The following is a 13,537-nucleotide window of genomic DNA, read 5'->3' as shown; positions in this document are numbered from 1 at the left end:
TTCAATTATTTGGAGGTATGAAATGAGCATTACTCAAGCAGCAAATGGCACCTACGTTGTCAGTGTCTCCTTTGGCACTGATCCCGTCACCGGCAAGCGTCGCCGCAAAAAGAAACAAGGCATTCGTTCAATGGCGTCTGCCCGCGAAGTTGAAAAGGAGATGATGCGTACTAGCGTCGACCGACTGTTCAATCAGGAAACAGTCACCTTCGACGAATTGTTCGAGCGGTACGTGAACCGCGTGAAGATTCACATCAAGCCGTCCTATTTGCAGTCTCAACGCGCCGTGTACAAGCGCTATATCCAGACATTCTTCGTCAATGCCGATATTAAGCGCCTGACTAGCGAGCATATCCGCGACTTTCAAGAATGGCTCACCGAAGAACGCGATTTGAGCAACAACACCAACAACAAGACCTTGATTGAGTTGAAGCTGATCCTCGACGTTGCAGTTGAGGAGAAAGTGATTGTCGAAAATCCTTGTATTGGCGTGAAGAAGCTCAAAATCGAACGCAAGAAAATGGAATTCTACACGCCAGATGAATTTCACGCGTTTACGAAGCTGATTCACCTGCCAGAAGAATTCGACTGGTACGTGTTATTCTCGTTGCTGTTCTTTTCTGGCCTGCGGGTCGGCGAACTTTGCGCGCTGGACTGGTCGGATCTTGACTTCAAACGCAAGGAACTGACTGTCAGCAAGTCCGTGTTCCGACGTGGCGGCGTGGATATCATCACCCCGCCAAAGTCCAAGGCTAGTAATCGCCGCATCAGCCTCAACCAAGGCATGATCGCCTTGCTCCTGCAGTGGCGTGAACAGCAACAGGAACTCTTTAAGCACGACTTAGCCCTCGACTGGAGCGAAGATACGCCGATGTTCCAAGCAACGCTGATACGCCGCAACAAGCACACGATCCGCATGCGCTATAAACGTATCTGCAAACGTGATCCCACGATGAAGCAGATTCGTATTCACGATTTCCGGCACTCGCACGTCGCCTTGCTGATTGATCAAGAAACAGAGTACACGATCATCAAGGAACGACTGGGGCATGCCAGCATCGTCACAACGATTGACACTTACGGGCATCTTTTCCCAAACAAGCAACGCGAAACTGCCGATGCCCTCGACAAATTCTTCTAAAAGAAAGGTCTAATCACATGAAATTCCGGACACGTTTACCGCCCAAACCGGCGGCCCGATTTTTTCAACTGGTACTGTACTGGTACTGGAAGGTCGATTTTGGTCCAAACAAGTGTTTGAAAGCAACAAAAAAACCGCAACCCAGAAAGGCTGCGGAACGCTGTTAAATCAACGTTTATTCAGGAGAGTACGAGATTCGAACTCGTGCGCCGGTATTAGCCGGTTCGACGGATTTCGAGTCCGTTGCATTACCACTCTGCCAACTCTCCGTAACAACGAGTTCAAGTATAGCAAATCTTGAGAATTTTGCAAAGCGCCTCGGGCGATTTTATTTTTGGGCGGTGACTGCGTATACTAAGGGTAATTGAATTTGGGAGTGGAAGCCGTGAATCGTTCCGTCGTCAAAATCCTGGCGCTGTTCAGCGTCGTCTACATTCTGTTCACCGTCATGGTGCTGGCCGCCGCTGTGGTCACGACCTGGTCGGGCGGCCTCACCACCGCGGGCATCGCGCGCCAGCTTTTCGCGTGGGAGGCCCGCTGGTGGTGGCTGAGCCTGATCGGCGGCGTGCTGCACCTGCTGGGCTACCTGCGCTCACTGCGCCGGCCGCGGCTGATGGTGGGCAACACGCTGTGCCTGTGGGCGTTCATCGCCTACGCCCTGGTCCCGAACTACAGCCTGATCATTCTGTTGGTTCACCTGGTTGGCGTCGGGCTGATCATGGGTTACCACCGGGCACCGCAGCCCGGCATTGGGGAGGTAAGGCAATGAGCTGGTTTGGCAAAAAGCACGAGAGAAAAGAGGAGGCCCCGGCTCAGTACGACTTCGCCCAGATGGTGAAGTCGGCGCGCGAGGACCGCGGGCACTTCCAGAAGGTGCAAGACGCCTTCAAGGACTTGAAGAAGAAACCTAAGAAGCGGCCGTGATATTCACCGCCCCTTGCCCGCAGCAGTCGGGCAGGGGGCGGTGTTTGTTTGTGAGCGCCGTCGTGGGATGGCGGCTGCCTAATCAATTGCCCCGAGTGAACGACACGGGCTGTGAATGATTGAGCGCAATCGCCGTTCCTTCTGAGGTGAAAGGTTATTGCCATAAACCAAATTATATACTATAAACGTTTTGGTTATGATCCAAATTCCCGGTCACCGATCCCATGCAGGAACTCATTAACAACGCGGCATTCAAGCTTGCGAATAAATAACTGGTGTTATAAAAACACGGTTCGTACATGATTTATTACATAACATCTACCTGCAAATTATTTTTGCCAAATTATATTGACGATTAGAATTGTAAGCGTTAAACTGGTTTTTGTAAGCTACGTTAATGTGTGAGCAAGGAGGCCCGCCGATGCAAACAGACCAGTATGTTCAATGTGTGAACCAGGAGTTGGAACGCCTTTTAGTTTTCGAGACCGTGTTCAAGGAGTACTTCCACACGTGCAGAAACATCGAAAAGGGCAATTGCTACGCAAGCGAGAGCTTCGAGCGGCTGCACCTGTACCTCAGCAAGAACATCCTGCGCTACAACCGCTTCGTCGACCAGTGCGCCAAGGTCCCGGCGCCGCAGGGCTACGAGGAGTTCAACCGCCGCCTGATCGAAGGGTTGAAGGGCATTCGCAACGGCGTCTTGATGGCGCTCATGGCCATCGAGCCGGATCGGCTGGATGCGTCGCTCTTCAACGCCGGGGTGAACACCCAACAGCAGGCGCGCGATGCCATCGACGCCGCGTTCTCCCACATTCAAGTTGCCGCAAGTTAAAAAACAGGGTTCGCCAAGCTCATGCGCCTGGCGAACCCTGTTTTATTTGGTGAGGCACTTTTCGAGCACCGCGGCCAAAAGCTCCTCGGTGAAGGCGCGCGACTCCTGGAGCATGAACGCGGTCTGCTGCGCGAGGTCGGCGTCCGGCGCCGCCTTTTGCCAATCGGCGGCGCGCTGTCTGAGCTGCACCTCGGTGAAGTGGGCGGCGACCAACGTGTCGGCGGCGTCGGCGATGGTGGCCCGCAGTTCGCTTGATTGCTTCAAATGATCACCTCCTGTGAGCCAAGTCTTGGTTGCCCCTCGATTATACTGGAGTTGCAGGGCGGTTTCACTTTTCCCCGCGGAGTTTTTACGATAAACTGTTAGCGGAAGTGCGGCGAATGCGCCGCCGAACCGGGCCGCGCAGACGCGGGCCCACTGGAGGATAACGATGGCCAAGATTGAACAGAACATGCTGGATTACATCGGCGACAAGATGGACGCGCTGGATTTCGACGGCGACTTGGACCTGAACTGGGACAAGGAGGCGCACGTGCTCGAGGTCGAGCTGACCATGTACGTGGATGCCGCGGCGGGCTACGAAGTCGAGGACCAAGACGGCCAGACCGTTGAGGACGGCGGCGAGGTCGATTACGCCGACGCTATTTTGTTTTACGACGAGACCCGGCTGAACGGGGCGGACTACGCGGACAACTACCTGACCGTTGTCGGCTTCGCGGGCAAAAAGGGCATCGAGCAGGCCAAGGTGGACGCACTGTTCACCTACCTGCAGACGCTGCTGGACGACGGTCAATCCGACCTGTTCGACTTTGTCGACGGCACCAGCGACGCCGAGACTTTCGCCTTGACCTTCAATCAGGCCAAGTTCGACGAGGCTTACGCCGCGCAGCCGGCGGCGAACAAGGCCGTGTTCCTGCCGTACCCGAAGTATTAGGCGCCGTCATGGACTACTTGACTGTGACCGTCACCACCAGCAGCGAGGCCGTCGACGCGATCAGCGCCGCCTTGATGGCGCTCAGCGCCTCGGGCCTTGCGATTGACGACGCCGCCGACATGGTCGGACAGCCGGCCGCCATCGCCGCCCAGCACCAGGCGGCGGGCGCCGCGGTGACCGGCTATTTTGCCCCCGATGCCGACCAGACCGCGATTCGCGCGGCCCTGACCGCCAAAATTGCCCAGCTGCCGGACTTCGGCCTGGCGCGCGGCGCCGGCACCGTCACCATCAGGGGGGGCGCCGAGGCCGACTGGGCGGACAACTGGAAGCAGTACTACCAGCCCCTGCGGGTGACGCGCTACCTGACCATCGTGCCCGACTGGCTGGATTACCGACCGGCGCAGGCCGGGGAGATGGTGATCCGGCTGGATCCGGACATGGCGTTTGGCACCGGCAAGCACCCGACGACCGCGATGATGCTGCAGCTTTTGGAGGCGACCGTCCGCGGCGGCGAGCGTATGATCGATGTCGGCACCGGCTCCGGGGTTTTGGCCCTGGCCGGGCGGCTGCTCGGCGTCGACTCGGTGCTGGCCACCGACGTCGACCAGGTCGCCGTGACCAACGCCGAGAAAAATCTGGCGCTCAACCCGGGCGTCTCCGGCATCACGGTTGCGGCCAACGATCTGTTGACCGGCATCACGAATCAGGCCGACCTGATCGTCGCCAACATTCTCGCGGAGGTGCTGTTGCCGCTGATTCCCCAAGTGCCGGCACGGCTGGCCCCGCACGGCACCGTGCTTCTCAGTGGCATTTTTCACGACCAGCTGGCGGCCGTCGAGGCGGCGCTTGCGGCCAGTGGGCTGGAAGTGACGACGCGGCTGCAGCGCGGGGACTGGTTCGCGCTGAGTGCCGCGCGGCCGACCGAGTGAGGGCCGATTGCAGGCCTGCGCGGCGCGTTTTGGCGTGCAGTTCGGCCTGCCGGCAGTAATTTGCGGCTGAATGCTTGTGCGGAAAGTGCTAAACTGGGAGAAAGTGACGCCGTGTTTTGGCGGCGGGTGCGACCGGCGGCCCGCGCCGGTTGCCACAATTCTTGTCGGGCCTAGGCCGGACAACTGCAGGGAGACGACTTAATGACGACTATACTGGCCTGGTTACGTTCCTATCGTGGCCGCATCATCATGTTAAGCATCACGGCAACCATGGTGCTGCCGTGGCTCTTCACGCTCGGTCACGTGAAGGTGGCTTACCGCCTCGCACTGCTGTTCATCCTGATCAACATGATTCTGGCCGTTTTGATCGGCCGCTGGCTGGCGAAGGGCCACCTGCCGTGGTGGTACAGCTTGTGCCTGCCGGTGCTGTTTGGCTTCATGGTCTGGTTCCGCTTTGCGGATTACAATTACTGGTTCATGCCGATTTACTGGCTCATCACGATGCTGAGCCTGTCCAAGGAGTAGCATAGCCGCTGCGCAGCGGCTATTTTTGTGACTAGGGCGCAGCCCGACGAAACCTAGGGCGGCGCACGGCGTTTTTCGCGAGATGAATCGTCTAACGCGGGGCGTCTGGAGGCGTCGGCGCGCGGCCATTGACACTTGTTAATCCCAAGCGAGAGGCCGGCCCGGCGGCCAAATGGCTTTTGTCTCACTCTGGGCTTTGTGCGATAATGTAAGAAAGACTTCGCCCGAGCGGCGAGGAGACGAGGTGGAAACTTGGACGCAGTCACATTGAAGGGGCGCAAGGCGGGATTCGAACTGCAGCTGGCGGATTGGGCGTCGATTACCGACATCACGGCCGAGCTGCAGACGCTGTTGACGCGCCTGGCCGGCGACACGCCGGAGGGCGATATCGACTTCGCGCTTGAAACCGGGGACCGCCGGCTATCCGATGACGCGGTGGCGTCGATTCAGGCGGTGTTCGACCAGTTCCCGCGCTTCACGGTCAAGACCATCCACGCGGAGGTCGACTTGGTCGGACCGCTGCTGGCCCGGGTGGCGACCCAAAGTGTGCACCTGGTGGGCGGCATCATCCGCTCCGGACAGGTGGAGGAGGTGCAGGGCGACGTGCTGTTCGTCGGCACGCTGCACCGCTCCGGCACGCTGAAGGCCACCGGGAGCATTTTTGTCATGGGCAGTGCCGCGGGGCTTTTGATTGCCGGCTCGGCCGGCGACCAGGGCGCGATCATCGCCGGTGACATCAGCCAGGCGGGGCAGATTCGCATCGCAGACACGGTCGAGATCATCGACAAGAACACGTACGGTCCGCAGACGACCAGCTACATCAACGATCTGCACATTCTGGAGCACGGCGAGCTGGGCAAGCTGGCGCAGCTGCGGCCCCGGATTTTCCGGAAACTGGAGGAATTGTGATGGGAAACGCATTAGTGGTGACTTCGGGCAAGGGTGGTGTCGGCAAGACCACGACCACTGCCAACATCGGCACGGCGCTCGCGCTTCAGGGCAAGCGCGTCTGCCTGCTCGATCTTGACATCGGCCTGCGCAACCTCGACGTCGTGCTGGGGCTGTCCAACCGCATCATCTACGACATCGTCGATGTGACCACCGGGCGGGCGAAGCTGCACCAGGCGCTGATCAAGGACAAGCGCTTCGACGACCTGCTGTACGTGCTGCCCGCGGCGCAAAACGCGGAGAAGGACGCGCTGACGCCGGCGCAGGTCCAAAGCATCGTCGACGAGCTGCGGCCGGAGTTCGACTGGCTGATTCTCGACTCGCCGGCGGGCATCGAGCAGGGCTTCCGCAACGCGGTCGAGGGCGCGGACGGCGCGATCGTCGTCACCACCCCGGAGATCAGCGCGGTCAGCGACGCGGATCGCATCGTCGGCCTGCTGGAGCAGCGCGACATGGTGTTTCCGCCGCGCCTGGTGATCAACCGCATCCGCACGCACATGATGGCGGACGGCCGCGCGATGGACGTCGACGAGATCACCAAGCACCTGGGCATCGACCTCTTGGGCATCATCGTCGACGACGACGGGGTCATCGCAAGCTCCAACAAGGGTGAGACCATCGTGATGGATCCGGACGACCCGGCCAGCCTGGGCTACCGCAACATCGCGCGCCGGCTGCTCGGCGAATCGGTGCCACTGATGACGCTCGAGCAGAAAAAAGTTGGCTTTTGGGCCAGATTATTTCACCGGCAGGGTTGACAAGTGGCAATTCGGTGAGTATTCTTTAACCAATCATTCAAAACGTTGAGTGGAAATGTGGCAAGCGAAACGCCTTAGCGAGTCCGGAACGGTGAAAGCCGGATGCTGATCCTTGCCCCTCACATCCACGAGTGCCCCGCTGAAAGTCAGTAGGCCGGGCCGGTTGAGCTCGTTATCGCTGTGGTCAATAAGACCATGTGAGGCCGCCTTGGTGACAGGGCGGCGAGCATGAGGTGGTACCGCGCGATGCGCCCTCATACAGCAGATGCTGTGTGGGGGCGCTCTTTGGTGCCATAGCTTATTGACCACGTGAGGTCGGCGTGGTGACGCGCCGGCGAACTGAGGTGGCACCACGCAGAAGCGTCCTCTTATCCGTGACGGATGGGAGGGCGCTTTTTGGCGTTTCGCCGGCGTTGCGGTTCGGGGGCGCACACCGCTCCGGTTTTGAATGCTGGTTGACCTGCCGCTGAGGCACACATTTTAGGAGGAATCACTATGGCTTACATGATCTCGATTTTACCGGCGCTGCTCGCCGGCACCAAGATGACGCTTGGGGTCTTTGCCCTCACGCTGGTTGGGTCCATCCCGCTGGGCATGGTCCTGTCGGTCGGTCTGATGCATCGGGATCAGCCCGGCGAGTTTTGGCTCAAGAAGTGGTTCTTCAAGTGCCTCAAGGCGATCATCGAGGCGTACGTCTGGCTGTTCCGCGGCACGCCGCTTTTGCTGCAGCTGATCTTCGTCTTCTACGGACTGCCGCTGATCGGCATCGTGTTTGACCGCTTCAACGCCGCCATCTTCGCCTTCGTGCTGAACTACGCGGCCTACTTCGCCGAGATCTACCGCGGGGGCTTCGGCGCCGTCGCCACCGGCCAGTTCGAGGCCGCGACGGTGCTGAACCTCACGCGCTGGCAGACGCTGCGCTACGTGGTGATTCCCCAGGTGCTCAAGATTGTTCTGCCGTCCATGGGCAACGAGGTGATCAACCTGGTCAAGGACTCGAGCCTGGTGTACGTCATCGGGCTGGGCGACCTGCTGCGGGCAGGCAACATCGCCACCGCGCGCGACGTCACGCTGCTGCCGCTGGCCTTGGTCGGGGTAATCTACCTGCTGATGACGCTGGTGTTGACCTTCGCTCAGCGCCGCATCGAAAAGTCGTTCGCGTACTTCAAGTAGCCGGGGAGGGCACACCATTATGTTAGAACTCAAGAATGTTTCCAAGCGTTTCAACGACCAGGTCATCCTGGACAACCTGTCTTTGACCATCGCCGACCAAAAGACCCTGGCCATCGTCGGCCCGTCCGGCGCGGGCAAAACCACGCTGCTGCGCATCATCGCCGGGCTCACCCCGGCGGACGCCGGCGAGTTCCTCTGGAACGGGCAGCCGACCACGCCGGCCCACCTGCGCAAGGACGGCGTCATCGGGGTCGTGTTCCAGGGCTTCGAGCTGTTCCCGAACCTGACCGTGCTCAAAAACATCACCCTGGCCCCGACGCTTCAGGGCCAGGGCGCGGCGGAGGCGGCAAAGGCGGCCCGCGACCTGCTCGACCGGCTCGACCTGGCCGACCAGGCGGACGCCTACCCGTTCTCGCTGTCGGGCGGCCAAAAGCAGCGCGTCGCCATCGCCCGCGCGCTGGCGCTGAACCCGCAGATTCTGCTGTACGATGAACCGACGTCCGCGCTTGACCCGAACCTGCGCCAAAGCGTCGCCAACCTGATCAACCGCGTGAAGGAACAGGGCATGACCCAGGTGGTGGTGACCCACGACATGGGCTTTGCCGAAAGCGTCGCGGACACGACGTTCACCGTCGCGAAGTTCGGGGGTGACGCCCAATGACCAAGCGCTTTTGGACCGTGCTCGCGCTCCTGGTGACCCTGGTGGCCGCCGCGGGGTGCGCGCGCACGAAGGCGGCCGACTCCTGGCCGCGCATCAAGCAGGACAAGCGCGTCGTGATTGGCCTGGACGACACGTTCGTCCCGATGGGTTTTCGCCAGAAGAACGGGCAGCTGGCCGGCTACGACATCGACCTGGCCCGCGCCGTCTTCAAGCTGTACGGCATCAAGGCCGATTTTCAGCCGATTGAGTGGTCGATGAAGGAAACCGAGATGAAGAACCAGACCATTGACCTGATCTGGAACGGCTACTCGGTCACCCCGGAGCGCAAAAAGCAGGTCGCCTTCTCTGCCGACTACCTGGTCAACCACCAGATCCTGGTCACCAAGGTCAAAGACGGCGTGACCAAGCTCAGCGACATGACGGGCAAGAGCCTGGGCGTGCAGACCGGCTCCAGCGGCGCCGCGGCGCTGGACGCCCAGCCGCGGCTGCTCAAGCGCTACATCAAGAACCAGGAGCCGGTGCTGTACGACACGTTCAACGAGGCCTTCCTCGACCTGAACGCGGGCCGCATCCAGGGCATTTTCATGGATGAGGTGTACGCCCGGTACTACGTGGCACACCAAAAGGATCCCAAGTCGTACCGCATCCTGACCGGGGATTTCGACTCCGAGGCCTTCGCCGTCGGGATGCGCAAGTCCGAAACCACACTCAAGGCCAAGATCAACGAGGGCTTCAAGGTGCTGGAGCAAAACGGCACCATCGCCAAGCTGCAGGCCAAGTGGTTCGGCACCGGCAACTGAGTCGTGTTGTTCATTCACAAGCAGGCGCACCGACAACGGTGCGCCTGTTTTGCGTTCGGACCCTGCACGCTGCAACCGGGGGCTGATGCGGCTGCGCCCGGCAGGCCGTGGCGCTGCGGCCCTTGGCTGACACCGTCCCGGCGGTTGCGTGGGCGCGGCTTGCGCCCGGCGTGTATAATGATGGCATACGGAGGGAGGGATGATCATGTGGCTTGGCGTCGTGTTGTGGAGCGTGGTGGGGGTCAACGCGCTGGTCGCGTTGATCACCGTGTTTCGCCAGCCCCGAGACATCTCCGCCACCTGGGGCTGGCTGCTGGTGCTGCTGTTGATCCCGGTGGTGGGGTTCGGGCTGTACTGGCTGTTTGGGCGCAAGCTGTCGGCGCGCAAGCTGCGGGACCTGGCGAGCCAGCAGCGGCTGGGCATCGATCAAGCGGTCGCCGGCCAGCAGGAGGCGATTGCCCGCGGCCAGGGTCTGATCGGTCAGGGGGAGGCGACGGTTGGGGTGCCCGAGCTGGTGCGCGCGCTGCTCGTGGCCGACGACGCGCTGGTGACCACCGGCAACGCCGCCGACCTGATTGTGACGCGTGCGGCCTTCAACGCCAGGCTGTTCGCGGCGGTGTCTGGTGCGCTCAACCACGTGCACATCGAGGCTTACACCATTGAGCCGGACGCGACCGGGTTGGCGCTGCGGGACCTGCTGGCCGAAAAGGCCCGAGCCGGCGTGCGGGTGCGGGTGCTGTACGATCCGTTCGGCTCGCACCGGCTGACCGCGGCGTTTTGGCAGCCGCTGCGCACCGCCGGCGGCATGGTGACGCCGTTTTTCGCCACCCGGCTGGGGCGGGCGAACCCGCGCATCAACTTCCGCAACCACCGCAAGCTGGTGGTGATCGACGGCCGCCAAGGCTTTCTCGGCGGCTTTGACATCGGTCAATCCCCCAAGCGAGTGGCCGTCACGCGCGACACGGCGCTGGCCGTCGCCGGCGAGGCGGTGGCGGCGCTTCAGGCGCGGTTTTTCATGGACTGGAACACCGCGGCCAGGGTGAAGAAGGCCCACTTTTCGCACGCGTACTTCCCCAAGGCCGAGCCGAAGGGTACGGTCACGATGCAGGTGGTGTCCGGGGGGCCGGAGCAGCCGCTGGAGGCGATCAAGCTCGGGTACCTGCGCCTGATTGCGATGGCCAAGCACAGCATCTGGATTCAAAGTCCGTACTTCGTGCCGGACGAAAGCCTGCTGGACGCGCTGGCCATCGCGGCCAACGCCGGTATCGACGTGCGCATCATGGTGCCCAAAACCACCGCGCAGCCGCTGATGGCGCGGGCGACGCGCTACTACCTGGACCAGCTGGTGAAGCGCGGCGCCAAGATTTACTACTATCATGATGGGTTCCTGCACAACAAGCTGATGGTGGTGGATTCGCGGTATCTGGTCACTGGCACGGCCAACCTCGACATCCGCAGCTTCCGGCTGAACTTCGAGGTTGCCGCCTTCGTCTACGATGAGAAACTGGCGGTTGCGGCAGCGACACAGTTCACGGCGGACACGGAAAGGGCGCTGCGCTACACCCACGCGATGGCCAAGGTGAAGCCGCGGCGCACGCGGCTGGCCGAGGAGCTGTCTCGGCTCCTGGCACCGATCCTTTAGGCGACGCTGCCGGGGGATGTGTCTAGCCCCGAATGACTAATTCGGATACGTTTTCAGACAGACCGGAGATTTGCAATTCCGGGGTGACCTGTTAATATAAGGATGTCAATTAAATCTGTGAGGAACCGTCACAAAGGGGAGCCATTGGCTGAGAGTGGGGAGACCCAGACCCTTCGAACCTGTTCGTTAATACGAGCGTAGGGATTGTGAACGTCGACTTGTCGACCTTCTTTGTGGTAGGGAAATCACCTAGGAGGTCTTTTTGTTGTCCAAGAATTCTGACAAGCTGTTGATCCTCGTTGAAATCGCCGTGATTGCGGCGTTCGCCATGGCGCTGGAGTACATTCCGCACAAAACCGGGATCTCGTCCGTCGAGATGAGCTACGGCATCATTCCCATCACGGTGCTGGCGCTTCGGCGCGGCACTGGCGCCGGCATGGCGGCCGGGCTGACTTGGGGGGTCCTCGATCTCCTGCTGATCGGCTTCAGCGAAGGGTCGTTTTTGAATGTCGTCCAGGGCATGCTGGAGTACCCGATTGCCTTTGCCGTGGCGGGGCTCGGCGGCATCTTCGCCGGTCGGCTGCAGACAGCAATCAAGGACGGCCAGCTGGGCCGCGTCTTCGGCTACGCGTGGGCCGCGGTGGTGCTGGGCACGGTGGCGAAGTACTTCTGCCACTTCCTGGCCGGCTGGGTATTCTGGGGTTCTTACGCGCCCAAGGGTATGCCGGCTTGGCTGTACTCCCTGGCCATCAACGGTGGCTCGGCCATCGCGTCCGGCCTGGTCGCACTGATCGTGGTCACGGTCCTGGTCACCAGCGTCAAGCAGCTCTTCGTGCCTAAGCGCACGGTGGGGCTGGGCCACGCGGCCTAAAACCAAGTGATGGACTAAGCGCGCGGCGTTTGGCTTTGGACACAAAAAGTGGTTCACACGATGGTGTGAACCACTTTTTGTGTCTGTGGGCGAGCAATCACCCTAGGTCGGTGAGGCGGCTAAAAGGCTGCGAATGCCGCGGCAATTGCGCCGAAGACCGTGACGACGAGCATGGCCCAAGCGGCGATGTGGGTAATGTACCAAAACTTGGTTTTCTTCTGCTTCACTGTCCCACCACCTTTGTCTTTTTTATCAGTTTAACCGTTTTTGGTGCCTGGGGCAAATCAAAATCTGGTAAGATAAGGAGAACGCGCGCACGCGGCGCTTTGACGGGAGGGCGACATGGAAACGCTTCTGATCTATATTCTACCGGTGGTCGGCTGGGCCTTCGTCGTGGCCAGCCTGGTCTTCCGCTTCAGCAACAACCTATTTTACTTCACCGCCACCGGCTTCAACCTGCTGGCCGCGTGGCTGGCGCAGACCGCCGCCACCCAGAACCTGATCTGGCTTGAGCTGTTCTGTGCGGTCGCCATCGCCATCCTGTTGGTGATCGACCGGGTCAGCCGCGACTACGACCTGATTATTCCGGTGTACGCCCACTGGCTCTCCCGCACCTGGCTGCTCGCCACCACGGCTTGGTGGGTGACGGGCCTGATCATGCGCTGAGCAGGGCCGAGGCCCCACTGCGCCACCACGACGCACCCAGACACCCGAAAACTGGGCCGGCGCCCCACCTCAGACGAATTGAACGAACCTAGCCCCCGTGCCGCCTGCGGCACGGGGGCTTTTTGGCGTCGCGGCGGGCTTGGTGCGGGCCACGCTCGCGGGAAGCCGGCCGGGTCAAAAAGGCGGCCGAACGTTATAGAGGGCGAACAACAGTTTTGTGCGGGCATTTTGGGAAGTTGTGTGGTGGATTGTGGGGGGATGTGGTAGACTGAAAATAACAATATCAGGGGAGGTGTCGCCATGTTGATGGGTGAGTTTCATCACAGCATCGATGCGAAGGGCCGGCTGATCATTCCGGCCAAATTTCGCGAGCAGCTGGGTGCGAGTTTCGTGCTCACCCGCGGCATGGACGGCTGCCTCTTCGGCTACCCGGAGGCGGAGTGGGAGAAGCTGCAGGAGAAGGTGGCGACGCTGCCTTTGACCCGCAAGGAGGCCCGCACCTTCACCCGGTTTCTGTACTCCGCGGCCACCGAGTGTGAGCTCGATCGCCAGGGGCGCATCAACCTCCCCAAGCCCCTGATTGCCCACGCAGACCTGACGAAGGGCTGCACGCTGGTGGGGGTTGCCAACCGCATCGAAATCTGGAGCGACGAGAAGTGGGAGAGCTTCGCCACGGACGCCGAGGCCAACTTCGATGACATTTCCGAAAATCTAATGGACTTTGGACTGTAAA

The 13,537-nt window shown here is 60.8% G+C and carries 18 protein-coding genes, 1 tRNA gene and 1 riboswitch; of the genes, 16 read left to right on the top strand and 3 right to left on the bottom strand.

What is annotated here, in order from left to right:
* Positions 1 to 22: 22 nt before the first annotated feature.
* The gene (locus LE416_RS05065) at positions 23 to 1,141 is read left to right on the top strand and encodes a site-specific integrase (protein WP_024129352.1); all 1,119 of its coding nucleotides are present in this window, start codon (positions 23 to 25) and stop codon (positions 1,139 to 1,141) included.
* A 181-nt stretch (positions 1,142 to 1,322) separates the two neighbouring features.
* On the opposite strand, the gene LE416_RS05060 is transcribed toward LE416_RS05065, so the two are convergent.
* Positions 1,323 to 1,410 (bottom strand) — tRNA-Ser (locus LE416_RS05060).
* A gap of 116 nt (positions 1,411 to 1,526) precedes the next feature.
* Between LE416_RS05060 and LE416_RS05055 the strand changes: the two genes are divergently transcribed.
* The 3 genes from LE416_RS05055 to LE416_RS05045 all read left to right on the top strand — a co-directional run bounded on the left by LE416_RS05055 (position 1,527) and on the right by LE416_RS05045 (position 2,897).
* Entirely contained in the window at positions 1,527 to 1,910 is a 384-nt protein-coding gene (locus tag LE416_RS05055; RefSeq protein WP_225047396.1) for a hypothetical protein, read from the top strand.
* The gene (locus LE416_RS05050; protein ID WP_225047395.1) at positions 1,907 to 2,065 is read left to right on the top strand and encodes a hypothetical protein; all 159 of its coding nucleotides are present in this window, start codon (positions 1,907 to 1,909) and stop codon (positions 2,063 to 2,065) included. The genes LE416_RS05055 and LE416_RS05050 overlap by 4 nt, the downstream gene beginning before the upstream one ends.
* Before the next feature lie 421 nt (positions 2,066 to 2,486).
* Positions 2,487 to 2,897 carry a hypothetical protein gene (locus tag LE416_RS05045; protein WP_225047394.1) on the top strand — a complete coding sequence of 137 codons (411 nt, stop codon included), beginning with the start codon at positions 2,487 to 2,489 and terminating at the stop codon, positions 2,895 to 2,897.
* A 42-nt stretch (positions 2,898 to 2,939) separates the two neighbouring features.
* Here LE416_RS05045 and LE416_RS05040 read toward each other — a convergent pair whose 3' ends face one another.
* The gene (locus tag LE416_RS05040) at positions 2,940 to 3,161 is read right to left on the bottom strand and encodes a hypothetical protein (RefSeq protein ID WP_225047393.1); all 222 of its coding nucleotides are present in this window, start codon (positions 3,159 to 3,161) and stop codon (positions 2,940 to 2,942) included.
* 166 nt (positions 3,162 to 3,327) lie between these two features.
* Between LE416_RS05040 and LE416_RS05035 the strand changes: the two genes are divergently transcribed.
* The 10 genes from LE416_RS05035 to thiT all read left to right on the top strand — a co-directional run bounded on the left by LE416_RS05035 (position 3,328) and on the right by thiT (position 12,138).
* Positions 3,328 to 3,831, top strand: coding sequence for a DUF3013 family protein (locus LE416_RS05035; RefSeq protein ID WP_225047392.1), 504 nt, complete (start codon positions 3,328 to 3,330; stop codon positions 3,829 to 3,831).
* An 8-nt stretch (positions 3,832 to 3,839) separates the two neighbouring features.
* Positions 3,840 to 4,760: a 50S ribosomal protein L11 methyltransferase gene (gene prmA, locus LE416_RS05030; protein ID WP_225047391.1), complete on the top strand. Its 921-nt coding sequence runs from the start codon at positions 3,840 to 3,842 to the stop codon at positions 4,758 to 4,760.
* 201 nt (positions 4,761 to 4,961) lie between these two features.
* On the top strand, positions 4,962 to 5,285 hold the full coding sequence (locus LE416_RS05025; protein WP_225047390.1) for a hypothetical protein: 324 nt from the start codon (positions 4,962 to 4,964) through the stop codon (positions 5,283 to 5,285).
* A 252-nt stretch (positions 5,286 to 5,537) separates the two neighbouring features.
* Positions 5,538 to 6,194 carry a septum site-determining protein MinC gene (locus LE416_RS05020; RefSeq protein WP_225047389.1) on the top strand — a complete coding sequence of 219 codons (657 nt, stop codon included), beginning with the start codon at positions 5,538 to 5,540 and terminating at the stop codon, positions 6,192 to 6,194.
* Positions 6,194 to 6,991: a septum site-determining protein MinD gene (gene minD / locus LE416_RS05015; RefSeq protein WP_225047388.1), complete on the top strand. Its 798-nt coding sequence runs from the start codon at positions 6,194 to 6,196 to the stop codon at positions 6,989 to 6,991. Before LE416_RS05020 ends, minD begins: the two co-directional genes overlap by 1 nt.
* A 495-nt stretch (positions 6,992 to 7,486) precedes the next feature.
* Positions 7,487 to 8,164, top strand: coding sequence for an amino acid ABC transporter permease (locus tag LE416_RS05010; RefSeq protein ID WP_225047387.1), 678 nt, complete (start codon positions 7,487 to 7,489; stop codon positions 8,162 to 8,164).
* A gap of 19 nt (positions 8,165 to 8,183) precedes the next feature.
* Positions 8,184 to 8,825, top strand: coding sequence for an amino acid ABC transporter ATP-binding protein (locus tag LE416_RS05005; protein WP_225047386.1), 642 nt, complete (start codon positions 8,184 to 8,186; stop codon positions 8,823 to 8,825).
* Entirely contained in the window at positions 8,822 to 9,625 is an 804-nt protein-coding gene (locus tag LE416_RS05000) for an amino acid ABC transporter substrate-binding protein (protein WP_225047385.1), read from the top strand. Before LE416_RS05005 ends, LE416_RS05000 begins: the two co-directional genes overlap by 4 nt.
* Positions 9,626 to 9,830: 205 nt before the next feature.
* The gene (gene cls, locus LE416_RS04995; RefSeq protein ID WP_338034768.1) at positions 9,831 to 11,267 is read left to right on the top strand and encodes a cardiolipin synthase; all 1,437 of its coding nucleotides are present in this window, start codon (positions 9,831 to 9,833) and stop codon (positions 11,265 to 11,267) included.
* 124 nt (positions 11,268 to 11,391) lie between these two features.
* Positions 11,392 to 11,488: riboswitch (TPP riboswitch) on the top strand.
* A gap of 107 nt (positions 11,489 to 11,595) precedes the next feature.
* Positions 11,596 to 12,138 carry an energy-coupled thiamine transporter ThiT gene (gene thiT, locus LE416_RS04990; RefSeq protein ID WP_241864985.1) on the top strand — a complete coding sequence of 181 codons (543 nt, stop codon included), beginning with the start codon at positions 11,596 to 11,598 and terminating at the stop codon, positions 12,136 to 12,138.
* 119 nt (positions 12,139 to 12,257) lie between these two features.
* On the opposite strand, the gene LE416_RS13090 is transcribed toward thiT, so the two are convergent.
* Complete coding sequence (locus LE416_RS13090) at positions 12,258 to 12,365, bottom strand: DUF4044 domain-containing protein (RefSeq protein ID WP_225047382.1); 108 nt, start codon at positions 12,363 to 12,365, stop codon at positions 12,258 to 12,260.
* 115 nt (positions 12,366 to 12,480) lie between these two features.
* Between LE416_RS13090 and LE416_RS04980 the strand changes: the two genes are divergently transcribed.
* Together LE416_RS04980 and mraZ are read left to right on the top strand one after the other, a co-directional pair.
* Entirely contained in the window at positions 12,481 to 12,804 is a 324-nt protein-coding gene (locus LE416_RS04980) for a DUF3397 domain-containing protein (protein WP_225047381.1), read from the top strand.
* A gap of 300 nt (positions 12,805 to 13,104) precedes the next feature.
* Entirely contained in the window at positions 13,105 to 13,536 is a 432-nt protein-coding gene (mraZ, locus tag LE416_RS04975; RefSeq protein ID WP_225047380.1) for a division/cell wall cluster transcriptional repressor MraZ, read from the top strand.
* Position 13,537 lies beyond the last annotated feature (1 nt).

This window comes from Lacticaseibacillus kribbianus, assembly GCF_020180945.1.
GTDB lineage: Bacteria > Bacillota > Bacilli > Lactobacillales > Lactobacillaceae > Lacticaseibacillus > Lacticaseibacillus kribbianus.
The sequence above is the reverse complement of the archived record's forward strand: the minus strand, read 5'-3'. Positions and strand labels throughout refer to the sequence as shown.

What these genes read in the sequence shown, in the direction of transcription:
- LE416_RS05065 (WP_024129352.1), top strand. Translation starts at nt 23, where the DNA reads ATGAGCATTACTCAAGCAGCAAATGGCACCTACGTTGTCAGTGTCTCC.
- LE416_RS05050 (WP_225047395.1), top strand. Translation starts at nt 1,907, where the DNA reads ATGAGCTGGTTTGGCAAAAAGCACGAGAGAAAAGAGGAGGCCCCGGCT.
- LE416_RS05045 (WP_225047394.1), top strand. Translation starts at nt 2,487, where the DNA reads ATGCAAACAGACCAGTATGTTCAATGTGTGAACCAGGAGTTGGAACGC.
- LE416_RS05035 (WP_225047392.1), top strand. Translation starts at nt 3,328, where the DNA reads ATGGCCAAGATTGAACAGAACATGCTGGATTACATCGGCGACAAGATG.
- prmA (WP_225047391.1), top strand. Translation starts at nt 3,840, where the DNA reads ATGGACTACTTGACTGTGACCGTCACCACCAGCAGCGAGGCCGTCGAC.
- LE416_RS05025 (WP_225047390.1), top strand. Translation starts at nt 4,962, where the DNA reads ATGACGACTATACTGGCCTGGTTACGTTCCTATCGTGGCCGCATCATC.
- minD (WP_225047388.1), top strand. Translation starts at nt 6,194, where the DNA reads ATGGGAAACGCATTAGTGGTGACTTCGGGCAAGGGTGGTGTCGGCAAG.
- LE416_RS05010 (WP_225047387.1), top strand. Translation starts at nt 7,487, where the DNA reads ATGGCTTACATGATCTCGATTTTACCGGCGCTGCTCGCCGGCACCAAG.
- LE416_RS05005 (WP_225047386.1), top strand. Translation starts at nt 8,184, where the DNA reads ATGTTAGAACTCAAGAATGTTTCCAAGCGTTTCAACGACCAGGTCATC.
- LE416_RS05000 (WP_225047385.1), top strand. Translation starts at nt 8,822, where the DNA reads ATGACCAAGCGCTTTTGGACCGTGCTCGCGCTCCTGGTGACCCTGGTG.
- cls (WP_338034768.1), top strand. Translation starts at nt 9,831, where the DNA reads ATGTGGCTTGGCGTCGTGTTGTGGAGCGTGGTGGGGGTCAACGCGCTG.
- thiT (WP_241864985.1), top strand. Translation starts at nt 11,596, where the DNA reads ATGGCGCTGGAGTACATTCCGCACAAAACCGGGATCTCGTCCGTCGAG.
- LE416_RS04980 (WP_225047381.1), top strand. Translation starts at nt 12,481, where the DNA reads ATGGAAACGCTTCTGATCTATATTCTACCGGTGGTCGGCTGGGCCTTC.
- mraZ (WP_225047380.1), top strand. Translation starts at nt 13,105, where the DNA reads ATGTTGATGGGTGAGTTTCATCACAGCATCGATGCGAAGGGCCGGCTG.